The following is a 12403-nucleotide window of genomic DNA, read 5'->3' as shown; positions in this document are numbered from 1 at the left end:
GCGGCCGACGGGCGCGCCCGCGCCTAGGCTGCCGCCCGTGGACAGACACATTGGTTTCGAGCGGCTGCACAACTTCCGTGACCTGGGCGGCTATCGGGCCGCGGACGGCCGTACGGTGCGGTGGGGCCGGGTGTACCGGTCGGACTCGCTGGGCAAGCTGCGGGACGCCGACTGGGAGCGCTTCCTCGGCCTCGGCGTCCGCACGGTCATCGACCTGCGCTACCCCTGGGAGATCGAGGGCAGGGGCCGGGTGCCGGAGCACGCGTCGTTCGGCTACCACAACCTGAGCGTCGAGCACCGCCCCTACGACCAGGCGGCGTTGGGCCCCGACGTGCAGGCCGGGCCCTATCTCGCCGAGCGCTATCTGGAGGTCGCCGAGGACGGCGTGCGGGAGCTGCGCCGGGCACTGGAGGTGATCGCCGACGCCGGGGCGGGGCCCGTGGTGTTCCACTGCGCGTCCGGCAAGGACCGCACCGGGCTGCTCGCCGCGCTGGTCCTGAGCCTGTGCGGGGTCGCCGAGGCGGACATCGTCGAGGACTTCGCCCTCACCGGCCTGGCCAGTGAGCGGCTCCTCGCCGACTGGCGGGCCGCCCACCCGGGCCGCGAGCCGGTCTGGCCGGACTACGGGCGCGCGCCCGCGAAGGTGATGCGGCTCTTCCTCGCCCGGATCGCCGAGCGGTACGGCTCCCTGCCCGGGTACGCCGCCGAACTCCTGGGCGTGGACGAGGAGCTGGCCGCCGCGCTGCGGGCCGCGCTCCTGGAGGAGCCGGCCGGGGCGGGGGCCTGACCCGGGCCCCTCCGCGGCGCGGCAGGCCCAGCGGTGAGGCCCCGGTGCCGCGTCGGCCCGCCCCGCGGGGAAGCCTCGCGCGGCGGAGCGCCTACAGCGAGGCCTTGATGCGGCGCGGCGCGTCCGCCAGGCGGCTGACCAGGGACACCACGCCCGGAGGCTGGCGGCTGACGTCCCGGTCGGCGCTGAGCACGTAGTAGATCTGCTCGAGCGACGGCGGGCCGACCGCGACGGTCCGCAGGGCCGCCTGGCCCGGCGTGGCCTGCCCCGTGCGGACCAGGTAGGCGGCCGTCATGGAGCCGGTGCGCCCCACGCCCGCGCCGCAGTGCACGAAGACCGGTCCCTCGGCCTCGGCGACGACGCGCAGGAACCGGTCGACCTGCGCGCTGTCGGGCGTCTGCCCGTCGCGGACCGGCATCCGTACGACGTCGAGGCCCGCGCGCCCGGGCCGTGCCAGCTCCGCCGCGCCCAGATCCTCGGCCCGCAGGTCCACGACGGTGCGGATGCCGTGCGCGGCGAGCGCGCGGTACCCCGCCCCGGTCGGCGCGGAGCCGCGCCAGAGGCGGTCGTCGACCTGCTGGAAGTGCCGGACGCCGGTCAACTCCCGCTCGGCTCCGACGCGTTCCCCCGCCCAGGCGGACACGGCGAGGACGCCCAGGGACGCGGTGAGCCAGAAGGCGGTGTAGCCGAGCACGCACAGGCCGACGAGCTTCGCGGTGCGGCGGGGGGCGGGCCGGTGGAGCCCCAGTCTGCCGCCCGCGCCCGCGCACGCGGCGATCGCGGTGGCGGCCGCCGAGGTGAGGACGGCGACGGTACGGGCGGAGGCGTCACGGACAGACGGGGCACGGGACAACAGGCGGTCACCACCACAGGCGCGCGGTGCCGCACGCCGGACTTCGGCAGGGGACGGTACACGGATGCCGTCCAGGCTACCGGCGCCGCACCGGCCCGGCGACCCGGTCCACGGCCCTCACGCGCCCCAGACGTACGCTCAACTCACGGCGTGCACAGGCCGGTTGGCCACCCCGGCAGCGGGCCGCTCACCGGGCGGCCTGTTCCACCTGGCCCTGGCCGAGGACCTGCGCGCTGGTGCGGTGCGCCGTGGCGTCGGCGAGGCAGCCGTGGAGCCGCATCACGTCGTGCTCGGAGAGGGCCGGGCGGATCACCCCGGCCCAGACGTCGCCGTCCAGGCGGGCCAGCGGGGCGTGGACGTTCAGGGCCGCCGTGGAGCGGCGGCAGCTCTCCCACAGGGCGCGGGCGGCCAGGGCCCGGGCGTGCGCGTCGTCGGTGCCGTGCACCCGCACCCGGTAGACGACGGTGGTCGCGGCGGCGCCGGTGGCCTTGCCGGGCCGGGTCTGCGTGGCGTCGGACAGCGTCTCCACGAAGAGCGCGAGCAGCAGCCCGGCGACCACGACGGCACCGCCCACCACGACACCGCGCAGCACCCGGGGCCGGGGCACGGCCTCGACGTCCTCCAGCTCCGGTGTCCGGCCCCGCGGTCCGGGCGGCGCGGGAGCGGCGAGGCGGGCGAGCCGTCCGGCGAGCCGGCGCTCGGCGCCGGGCCGGACGGTGGCCGCCGAGATCTTCTGCACGACCCAGGCGACGCCCGACAGCAGGGCCCCGGCCGCCATCAGGACCGGCACGAAGACGTAGGTGCGGTGGGTGCCGTCACAGGAGCCGGGCTCCAGCCAGCGGAACCGTACGCCCTCCTCGGCGCGGGACTCCTGGAGGCGCCGCCACACCTCCTCGGTGCGCCGGCCGGAGTCGGCGAGCTGCCGCTCCAGGCGGCTGAGGCGGCTCAGCAGCACCGTGCCCACCAGGAGGCCCTCGATGACCAGCAGGAGCATGCCGCAGATGAGGGCCCGCTGCCACTCCCAACGCGTGAGGTAGACGACGCTGTAGGTGGCCGCGGCGGCGGCGGTCAGACCGCCGAAGAGGTAACTCGCGTACTTCATGACGCCATGCCCTCCGTGTGGTCGGCGCCGTGCGCGCGCGGGCCCGGCGGTTCGCCGACGGCCGCCATCCGCACGGCTTCCACGGCCCCGGTGGAGCCGTCGACGGTCAGCCGGGTCCCGGCGGGGAAGCGCTCCAGGGCGTCGGGGACGCCGACGGCCGTCGGCACCTGGTACTCCCGCGCGAGCACCGCGAGGTGGGACAGGACGCTGCCGGTCTCGGCGACCAGGCCGGTGAGCCCGGGAAGCAGCGGGGCGAGCGCCGGGTCCAGGGCCCGGACGACGAGGACCGCGAACCGGGGGCGCTCCCCAGCGCCGTGCCAGGCCGTGCCGGAGCCGAAGCCGCCGCCCGCGCCCTGGCCGCCGGTGGCCGCCCGGCGCCGGCCCGGCTCGGCCACCGGGCGGCCGTCCGCGAGGCGGAACGCGGCGGGCAGTTCGGAGCGCTGCGGCCGCGGCAGCCGCTCGGGCAGGTCGGCGGGCAGGCCCGCGCCGTCGCCCGCGGCGGTCAGCTCGGCCCAGCGCAGCAGGGCCACGCGGCCCGGGTCGTCGAGGAGGTCCACGGCGGTCAGGCGGCGGGCCATCTCCCGCACCATGCCCGCCTGCATCTCCTGCACCCAGCGGACACGCAGCCGCAGCCCCTCCCGCGCGGGCAGCACGGCCGTGCCGCGCGGCGCCCCGGTCCAGCCGGTGCGCTCCGGCAGCGGCGGGCGGTCGCCCAGCGTGGGCGGCAGGAGCGACAGGAGGACGGGGTGGCGGGCGATGAGCCGGGCGTCGTCGGGCTCGCCCGCGCGCGCCTCGGACAGCACCGCGAGCGCCTCGCCCACGGCCGTGGCGCCCGACCCCGGGCCGAGCAGGGCGCCGGCGAGCGACTCCTGGGCGTGCAGCGCGGACAGCGCCGTACGCCCCCAGGAGACGGCGGCGAGCAGTTGGCCGCTCAGCATCTCGGCGGGGGCGGGCAGTTCGCCCAGGTACCGGTCGACGTCGGCCGTCAGGTCCAGCGCGAGCATCGGCAGGGTGGTGCGGACCCGGCCCATCCGCCAGGCGGCCGCGGCCCGGCGCGCCGCGGGCGCCGGGTTGAGGAACCCCAGCAGGCGGTGGGCCGGCGGGGCCGCGCCGAGCAGCCTCAAATCCGCGGCGGCGCGGCCGTCGACGGTGGTCACCGGCGGCAGCCGGCGCAGGCGGCGGCGCGGGGCCGCGCCCGCGACGTCCAGGGCCACCGCGAGGCCGTGCGCCATGGGCACCAGCCACAGGTCCTCCTCCAGCGGCTGCAGGACGCCGGGGAAGGTCTCGGCGACCGGCCCCGGGCCGAGCAGCCGGGCGCGGCGCGGCGGGCGCGCGGGCATCGCGGTGATGGGGCGGGTCTGGAACAGCCACAGCCGGCCGTCGGCGCCGAAGGCGAACTCGATGTCCTGCGGGCCGCCGAACTCCCGCTCGGCGTCGCGCGCGAGGCGCAGCAGCCGCAGCAGGCGGGCGCGGTCGAGGAGCCGCGCGTCGCGGGGTTCGTCCGGCTCGGTGTCGAGCAGCCGGCCGTGCCGGGTGAGGTGGTAGCGCACGCCCTGCACGCTGCCGTTCACCAGCCGGTCGGGGCCGCCGTCGACGGCGCTGACGACGACCCGGTCGCGGCGCCCGGTCATCGGGTCGGCGCCGAACAGCACGCCGCCGAAGGCCGCGCGCACCATGGGTTGCACGAGTACCGCCATGCCGCCGGGCGGGGCGCCGTCCGCGCCCGGCCGCGGGGTGCGCCGCGCCGAGTGCAGCACCCGCCGTACGGCGTCCGTGAAGTCGCCCCAGCCGCGTACGTCGAGCACGGTCTCGAAGAGCCCGGCGAGGGAGGAGTCGGCCGCGTCCTCGTACGCCGAGGAGGAGCGCACGACCAGGGGGCGCGCCCCGTCCTGGCTCAACGCCCGCCAGGCGCGGCGCAGTTCGCTCCCGCCGCGGGCACCGACGGGCCCGCCCTCGGCGGCACCGGTCCCCTCGGCGCCGGTGTCGGCTGCCCGGCCGGCGGGCACCAGCACGAAGCCCGGCAGCACGGGCAGCCCCGCCCTGGCCGCCCGGGCCAGGTGGGCGGCCTTCGCCCCCGCGGTGCGGGGGTCGCGGGCGCGTCGCGCGTCCAGCCCCACCACGTCGAGCCGGTCCGTGTCGAGCCGGTCCGTGTCGGCCCCGGTCATGACCTGCCTCCTTCGCCCGACAGCACCTCGCGGGCCCGGGAATCGTCCAGCCCTTGGCACGGACGCGTGTCCGGGCCCCGAAGTTGAGTTCACGGCCGCGTGAATCACGCCAAACCGCCCGGTGACCAGGGCGGGCGCGGCCGTGACCGCGCCGGGGCGCTGGCGGCGCGGCGGGCGGCCTGAGGAAGATGGGCCCCACCCGATGCCAGAAGGAGAAGACGTGACCAGCAGCAGCAGGCAGTTCGACGAGCTCGGCCAGATATACGAGGAGTCGTCGGACATGGCGTTCCGGCAGCGCCTGGAGTTCCCCACCGTGCTCGGCCACCTCGGCGACCTCGCGCACCTGGACGTCCTCGACTTCGGCTGCGGCAGCGGCGTGTACACCCGGCTGCTCGCGCGCAGGGGCGCGCGGCGGGTCGTGGGCCTCGACGCGTCCGAGGGCATGGTCGACCACTGCCGCCGCCGCGAGGAGGACGACCGCCTGGGCGTCGAGTACGTCACGGGGCCGCTCCCGGACCACCTGCACGGCGCCTTCGACGTCGTGCTCGGCGTGTACGTGCTGCCGCACGCCACCACGTACGAGGAGCTGGTCGGGATGTGCCGGGACGTGGCGGCGGCGCTGCGCCCCGGCGGGCGGTTCCTGACGCTGCCCATCCACCCCGAGCTGCACCCGGACCCGGAGCACTACTACGAGCGCTACGGCTTCCGCCTGGAGGTGGGCGAGCGGCACGACGGGGCGCCGGTGGGCTTCTCGTTCACCGTCGGGGAGCACAGCGCCGCGTTCACCGCGCGCTACTGGACCGCCGCCTCGCTGGAGAGGGCCCTGGCCGAGGCGGGGTTCGGCGCGCCGCGGTGGGAGGCGCACCGGCTGGCCGACGGGGCCGGGCCCGGCGACGACTTCTGGGCGCCGTACCTGGCGCACCCGCACGCCGCGATCCTGGACGCGCGCAAGGAGCGGGAGCCCGCCGCCGGGGCCTGACCCCGGCCGGGGCGGCGGCCCGCATACGCCGGCGGCCCGGTGACCGAAGAGGTCACCGGGCCGCCGGGCCGTGCGCCGGGCCGGGGGCGTGCCCCCGGCCGGGGTGGGTCAGCGCGTGTGCTGCAGTTCGCGCTCCGGGTCGGAGTACGGGGCGCCGCCGGTCTGGGCGAGCCGCTTGTAGAGCTTCTCGCCCTCCACGTCGACGTTCGGCAGGATCGCGTTGAGCCAGCGCGGCAGCCACCAGGCGGACTTGCCGAGCAGGGCCAGGACGGCCGGGACGATCGCCATGCGGACGACGAAGGCGTCGAACAGGACGGCGGCGGCGAGGCCGAAGCCCATCATCTTGATCATGTCGTCGTCCTCCATGATGAAGCCGGAGAAGACGCTGATCATGATGATCGCGGCGGCGGCGACGACGCGTCCGCCGTGGGTGAAGCCGGTGACGATGGCCTCGCCCGGGCGCTCGCCGTGGACGTACGCCTCGCGCATCCGCGTCACGAGGAACACCTCGTAGTCCATGGCCAGGCCGAACACCACACCGATCATGAAGATCGGCATCATGCTCATGATCGGGCCGGGCTGGTCGACGCCGAAGAGGTCGGCGAGGTGGCCCTGCTGGAAGACCGCGACCACCGCGCCGAGCGCCGCGAGCACCGAGAGCAGGAAGCCGAGCGCCGCCTTCAGCGGGACCAGGATCGAGCGGAACACCAGCATCAGGAGCAGGAAGGCCAGGCCGACGACGAGCGCCAGGTACGGGATGAGCGCGTCGTCGAGGGTCTGCGAGAAGTCGATGGTCATGGCGGTCGCGCCGGTGATCAGGACTTCGGAGCCGGTCTTGGCCTCGACGGCGCTGATGTCCGAGCGGATCTTCTTGACCAGCTTCTCGGTGTCGGCGTCGCTCGGGCCGGTCTTGGGCACGGCGGTCATCGTCGCCGTGTTGTCGGCCTTGTTGGGCGCGGCCGGGGTGACGGTGACGATGCCGTCGAACTTCTTCAGCGCGTCGCCGACCTCCTTGGCGGCGGCGCCCGCGCCCTTGTCCTTGTCGACGACGACCGTCAGCGGGCCGTTGAAGCCCTTGCCGAAGGAGTCCGACAGCATGTCGTACGCCTTGCGCTGCGTGGTCTCGGTCGCGTACGTGCCCTCGTCGGGCAGGCCGAGTTCCAGCTTGGCGGCCGGGGAGGCCACGGCGCCGAGGCCGACGACGGCGAAGAGCAGCACGATGAGCGGGCGGCGCAGCACGAAGCGGGCCCAGCGGGTGCCGAGCTTCGGCTTGGCGTTCGGGTCGGTGAACGGGACGCCGAGGGGCTTCTTGCGGTCCTTGCGGCGCAGCACGCGGCGGGGCGCGATGCCGAGCAGCGCCGGGATGAGGGTGAGCGCGATCAGTACGGCGATCACGACCGTGCCGGCCGCGGCGAGGCCCATCTTCGTGAGGATCGGGATGTTCACGACGGCGAGGCCGGAGAGGGCGACGACGACGGTGAGGCCGGCGAAGACCACCGCGGAGCCCGCGGTGCCGACGGCGCGGCCCGCCGCGTCCTCCGGCAGGCGGCCCTCGGCCCGTTCGGCCCGGTAGCGGGAGACGATGAACAGGGCGTAGTCGATGCCGACCGCGAGGCCGATCATCATGGCCAGCGTCGACGTGGTGCTGGACAGCTCCAGGGTGCTGCCGAGCGCGGTGATGGAGGAGATGCCGATGCCGACGCCGATGAGCGCGGTGAGGATCGGCATGCCCGCCGCGATCAGCGAGGCGAAGGTGATGATCAGGACCACCGCGGAAACCGCGATGCCGATCATCTCGGCGCTGCCGCCCATGGACTGCTCGGTCGGCACGGCGTCACCGCCGGCCTCGATGGTCAGGCCGTCCTTGCGGGCGTCCTTGAGGATGTCGACCAGGGCGTCCTTGTTCTTGTCCGTCAGCTCGGAGCCGGTGACCTTGTACGACACCGTGGCGTAGACGGTGGTGCCGTCCTTGCTGACCGCGTCCGCCTTGTACGGGTCGTCGACCTTGGAGACCTTCGGGCCCTTGCCCAGGCGGTCGACGAGCTTCTCGACCTTCGCCTTGTTCTCGCCGCCGGTGATCTTCTCACCGCCGGGGGCGCGGACCACGACGCGGGCCGTGGCCCCGTCGGCGCTGGTCTGCGGGAACCGTTCGTCCAGCAGGTCGAAGGCCTTCTGCGACTCCGTGCCGGGCATGGAAAACGTATCGGCGGGCGGTGCGGGAGCCGACGATGCCGCGACGCCCGCGCCGATGAAGAGCAGCACCCATATCAGTGCCATCCACCAGCGCCGTCTGAAGGCGAGACGGCCTAGTTTGTAGAGGAACGTAGCCACGGCGAACGAGACTCCCGTCGGGTTTGGCAAGCAAGGCCGACCTCCGGCGGCACCGCGCCGCGCGACAGGAGGGGTCGGCAGGATCCCCTCCATCGTGACGGCAGCAACGAGTCCGGAAGTCAGACTGCGGGCCGGAGTCCTGGCCCACGTCCGTCGTAGTCGGAAGTCGGCCGAGTCATCCTCGGGTAGGAGACGGCCCCGGTACATGTAGATCTCATGTACCAGCGGTGTGACCTGCGTCTCTTGTGGATCAACCCTCGGCCCATATCGGTCATTTCACCAGCCTCTCCGCTTTTCGGGAGGGGTGGTGTTTGAGACACCAGCGCGGTGGCGGGGCGGGTGTGCCGAGGGGTCGGCCCCCGCGCCCGCCGTCGCGGCACCCCCGCCCACGGCGGACCGGAACCGTCCGTTTCACGCTCCCGCCAGGGACTGCTCCGCGTTCCCTTCAGGGGCTGCGTCACGCCCCTCAGCGGCCGTGGACGTCCCGGACCGCCTTCAGTGCTTCTTCAGCACCTCGATCACACTCGCGAAGCTGTCCGCGCCGTGGCCGGCGGCACTGGTGCGCTCCATGGCCGCCTTGAGCAGCTCCGGCAGCGCGTTGTCGACGCCGCGGTCGGCCGCCGCGTGGATGAGGTGGCCGATGGCCGCGATCTGCACGTCGACGGTCGCGTCGTCGCCCGGGTAGCGGCCGTCGTCCACCTGGGCCGCGTAGCGCGTGATGAACCCGCTGACGGCGCCGCCGAGCCAGCGCACGGCCAGCCGCCCGAAGTCCGCCGCCTTCGCGCCGTCCGCGCCGACCAGCGCGGTGCCGTGCAGCCAGCCCCCGAAGGACGCCCACATCAGACCGAGCAGGGCCACGTCGTACAGCGAGGCGAGGCCCGCGTCCTCCCCGAGGTACAGCGGGTCGCCGAGCGCCTCCAGCGCGGACGCGCGGGCGTCGAAGGCCTCCCGCGCACCGCTGTAGAGGAACATCATCTCCGGGCTGCCGACACCGGGCGGCGTGGTCATGACCGCGCCGTCCAGGTACGCGATGCCGCGGTCGGCGGCCCAGGCGGCGAAGTCCCGGGCCTGCTCGGGCGATCCGGTGGTGAGGTTGACCAGGGTGCGGCCCGCGAGCGTCGCCGCCACGGGGTCGACGACCTCGTGCAGCGCGTCGTAGTCCAGGACGCAGGCGACGACCAAATCGGCGGCGGCCACCGCCTCTTCGGGGGTCGCCGCCACACGGGCGCCGCGCGCGGCCGACGCCTCGGCCTTGTGCGCGGTGCGGTTCCACACCGTGGTCGCGTGGCCGCGCTCCAGGAAGGCGGCGGCGAGGGCCGCGCCCATGTTGCCGAGGCCGAGGACGGTGACAGGGGTGCGACGTTCAGCGTTCATCGTGTGCTTGCTCCTCGTGCGTCCACCGGACGCGTTCGTTCTCGTCGTACGGGGTGGGCCCGGCCGCGCGTGGCCGGTGCGGCCGGTGCGGCGGGTGATCGGTGATCGTGTTCGTAGTCGCGCGTCGCCGTACGTCCGCCGGGTGCGGCCGGTGCGGCGGGGTCCGCGGTGATCACGTACGAGAACCCTCGCAGCGGGCCGGGGCGCGGGACAGTGACACCGGTGCCGCCGGTCACCAAATTCCCGCCACGGCGCGGGGCGGCCGTATCCTCCCCGGATGAGCGCTGGTTCCGTCGCGGTGGTCGTCACCGAGGAGATCGGGGTCCCCTCCTGGGACCTGTACGAACTGAGCATCCCGTGCACGGTGTTCGGCAAGCCGCAGCCGGACCTCGCCGAGCCCTGGTACGACCTGCGGCTGTGCGGCACCGGGACCGCGGGGCAGGACGCCGCCCACCCGTTCGCGTTCCAGGTGCGCACGCCCTACGGCCTCGACGACCTCGTCGGGGCGGACACCGTCATCGTGCCCTCCGTGCCCGACGCCTGCGTCGAGGAGGGCGCCCCCATGCCGCAGGGCCTGACCGACGCGCTGCGCCGGGCGCACGCGGCGGGCGCACGCGTGGTCTCGCTGTGCAACGGCGCCTTCGCGCTGGCCGAGGCGGGCCTGCTCGACGGCCGGCGCGCCACCGCGCACTGGCAGCACACCGGGCAACTCGCCGCCCGCTACCCGAAGGTGGAGGTCGACGACTCGGTCCTGTACGTCGACGAGGGGGACGTGCTGACCAGCGCCGGCCTGACGGCGGGGCTCGACCTGTGCCTGCACCTGGTCCGCCGCGACCTGGGCGCGCACGTGGCCAACCAGCTCGCGCGCCGCATGGTGGTGCCCGCCCACCGGCCCGGCGGACAGGCCCAGTTCATCGACCTCTCGGTGCCCGAGGCCGACGACGCGAGCCTGAGCCCGGTCCTGGAGTGGGCGCGGCAGCGCCTCGACCGGCCGCTCACGGTCGACGACCTGGCGCGCCGCGCCGCGATGAGCCCGCGCACGCTCTACCGGCGGCTCCAGGCCGCCACCGGTACGACGCCGCTGCGGTGGCTCCTCAACCAGCGCCTCGCGCGCGCCCAGAGCCTGCTCGAGGCCACCGACCTGCCGGTGGAGAAGGTCGGCGAACTCAGCGGCCTCGGCACGGCGAACAACCTGCGCCACCACTTCCTCAAGCACGTGGGGGTCTCGCCCAGCGACTACCGGCGGGCGTTCTCCCGGGCGGGCCAGGAGGTGCCGCGCGGCGCGTGACCCGCCGCGCCGTCCGCGCCGCCGACGGCTTCGGGAAAGTCGCTCCGGCGGCGGCCGGAACAGGCCCGTGGCGGCCCGCCGCGGGGCCTGGCGGGGCTCCGGAGAGGGTCCGCGTACGCCGCCGCCAGGGTGTCCGCGAACGCCCCGCACCGGCCCGTACACGAGGTCGCCAAACCCGCCCTGACCTGGGCTTTCGTGCTCTTCGGCGGTACTGTCACGGCACATCGTGAAAGGGGTCGGGATGGACCGGGACGCACGCGTGGTCGAGCGGAACATACGCAGTGTCGAGGACGTGCTGGAGCTGATGGACCGGCTGTTCGCGCCGGACGCGGACCGCTGGACGGCGGACGCGGGCGACTGGTGGGACGGGTTCTACACCGACCGGTCGAGGCCGGTGCCGTTCTTCGTGGCGAAGCCCGACGAGCACCTGGCCGGATACCTCCAGGACGGCCGCCTGCGCCCCGGCCGCGCCCTGGACCTCGGCTGCGGTCCGGGCCGCAACGCGCTCCACCTGGCCGCGCACGGCTTCGCGGTGGACGCCGTCGACCTGTCCCCGGCCGCCCTCGCGTGGGCCGCCGAACGGGCCCGCGAGGCCGGTGCCGACATCCGGTTCCACCACGGCGACGCCTTCGCGCTCGGCCCGGACGCGCTGCCCGGGCCCTACGACCTCGTCGTCGACTCGGGCTGCTTCCACCACCTGCCGCCGCACCGGCGCGTCAGCTACCTCGCGCTGCTCGACCGCCTGCTCGCTCCCGGCGGCCACCTCGTCCTGGCCTGCTTCGCCGCGGGCGGCATGGGCTCGGAGCTGTCCGACACGGAGTTCTACCGGCAGGGCGGCCCGCACGGCGGTCTCGCGTACACGGCCGAGTCGCTGCGCCGGATCTTCACCGGTCTCACCGAGGTCGAGCTGCGCCGCATGCGCGCCGAGCCGCCGGACTCCCCGCACTTCGGCGAGTCCTTCCTGTGGGCGGGGCTGTTCCGCAGGGAGGCCTGAGCGGCCCACGCGGACGGGCCGGGCCGGGCCGCTCCGGCGGGGGCCTGAGCGGCCCCGGAACGGGGCGGCACTGCACCGTTCGGCGGGCTCCGGCCCCGGCCCCGGGGCGGAGCACGCCCCCCGGGAGCTGCGCCGAAGGATGCAGGACCACGTCGGCCGGGCGCACGACGCGTCCGGCCCGGCGCCCGGAAAGAGTGGAGGGCGACCAGTGACGTGATCCCGCTCCCGCGCGGTGGCGGGCGACGGAAGGAGCCCGTCATGAACGGGTACGTGCCGCAGGACGCCCCGGGCGGCGGGCCGCGCCCGCCTGGGGCACGGCCGGGCCGCGGCGGACGGGCGCCGTCCCGTCCGCCGTCCGGGCGCCGGCGTGCCGGGTGGGCCGCCGCCGGGTGCGCCGCGGTCGTGGGGGGGGGGGGGGGCGCGGCCCGCCCCCGCGGCCCCCCCCCCCCCCCCCCCCCCCCGCGGCGGGGCCCCACGCCCGGGCGGGCGCGGACACCACCCCCCCAACCCACCCCCCCCCCCCCCGCGCC

General features: G+C 75.6%; 9 protein-coding genes. 4 read left to right on the top strand and 5 right to left on the bottom strand.

Annotation, left to right across the window (positions count from 1 at the left end; translation table 11 throughout):
- Positions 1-37 precede the first annotated feature (37 nt).
- Positions 38-787, top strand: a complete 750-nt coding sequence (locus QK440_RS09690) for a tyrosine-protein phosphatase (RefSeq protein ID WP_282792604.1) — start codon at positions 38-40, stop codon at positions 785-787.
- Positions 788-878: 91 nt separating this feature from the next.
- Here QK440_RS09690 and QK440_RS09685 read toward each other — a convergent pair whose 3' ends face one another.
- The 3 genes from QK440_RS09685 to QK440_RS09675 all read right to left on the bottom strand — a co-directional run bounded on the left by QK440_RS09685 (position 879) and on the right by QK440_RS09675 (position 4907).
- Positions 879-1640, bottom strand: coding sequence for a dual specificity protein phosphatase family protein (locus tag QK440_RS09685; RefSeq protein WP_282792603.1), 762 nt, complete (start codon positions 1638-1640; stop codon positions 879-881).
- Positions 1641-1827: 187 nt separating this feature from the next.
- Positions 1828-2742 (bottom strand): hypothetical protein, encoded by a 915-nt coding sequence (locus tag QK440_RS09680; protein ID WP_282792602.1) that lies wholly within the window; start codon positions 2740-2742, stop codon positions 1828-1830.
- Positions 2739-4907 (bottom strand): PEP/pyruvate-binding domain-containing protein, encoded by a 2169-nt coding sequence (locus tag QK440_RS09675; RefSeq protein ID WP_282792601.1) that lies wholly within the window; start codon positions 4905-4907, stop codon positions 2739-2741. Before QK440_RS09675 ends, QK440_RS09680 begins: the two co-directional genes overlap by 4 nt.
- A 220-nt stretch (positions 4908-5127) precedes the next feature.
- Between QK440_RS09675 and QK440_RS09670 the strand changes: the two genes are divergently transcribed.
- Positions 5128-5886 carry a class I SAM-dependent methyltransferase gene (locus QK440_RS09670; protein ID WP_282792600.1) on the top strand — a complete coding sequence of 253 codons (759 nt, stop codon included), beginning with the start codon at positions 5128-5130 and terminating at the stop codon, positions 5884-5886.
- A gap of 108 nt (positions 5887-5994) precedes the next feature.
- Here the strand turns inward: QK440_RS09670 and QK440_RS09665 are convergent, their stop codons facing one another.
- Both QK440_RS09665 and QK440_RS09660 read right to left on the bottom strand, forming a co-directional pair.
- Entirely contained in the window at positions 5995-8217 is a 2223-nt protein-coding gene (locus QK440_RS09665; RefSeq protein ID WP_282792599.1) for an MMPL family transporter, read from the bottom strand.
- Positions 8218-8712: 495 nt separating this feature from the next.
- On the bottom strand, positions 8713-9591 hold the full coding sequence (locus QK440_RS09660) for an NAD(P)-binding domain-containing protein (RefSeq protein WP_282792598.1): 879 nt from the start codon (positions 9589-9591) through the stop codon (positions 8713-8715).
- Between the two features lie 277 nt (positions 9592-9868).
- On the opposite strand from QK440_RS09660, the gene QK440_RS09655 reads away from it, so the two are divergent.
- Positions 9869-10879 carry a helix-turn-helix domain-containing protein gene (locus tag QK440_RS09655; protein WP_282792597.1) on the top strand — a complete coding sequence of 337 codons (1011 nt, stop codon included), beginning with the start codon at positions 9869-9871 and terminating at the stop codon, positions 10877-10879.
- A gap of 241 nt (positions 10880-11120) precedes the next feature.
- Complete coding sequence (locus QK440_RS09650; protein ID WP_282792596.1) at positions 11121-11873, top strand: class I SAM-dependent methyltransferase; 753 nt, start codon at positions 11121-11123, stop codon at positions 11871-11873.
- Positions 11874-12403: the final 530 nt, after the last annotated feature.

It is taken from the genome of Streptomyces sp. CC224B (assembly GCF_030010595.1).
Lineage (GTDB): Bacteria > Actinomycetota > Actinomycetes > Streptomycetales > Streptomycetaceae > Streptomyces > Streptomyces longispororuber.
Note: the sequence above shows the minus strand (reverse complement) of the source record. Positions and strands in the feature narration are given on the sequence as shown.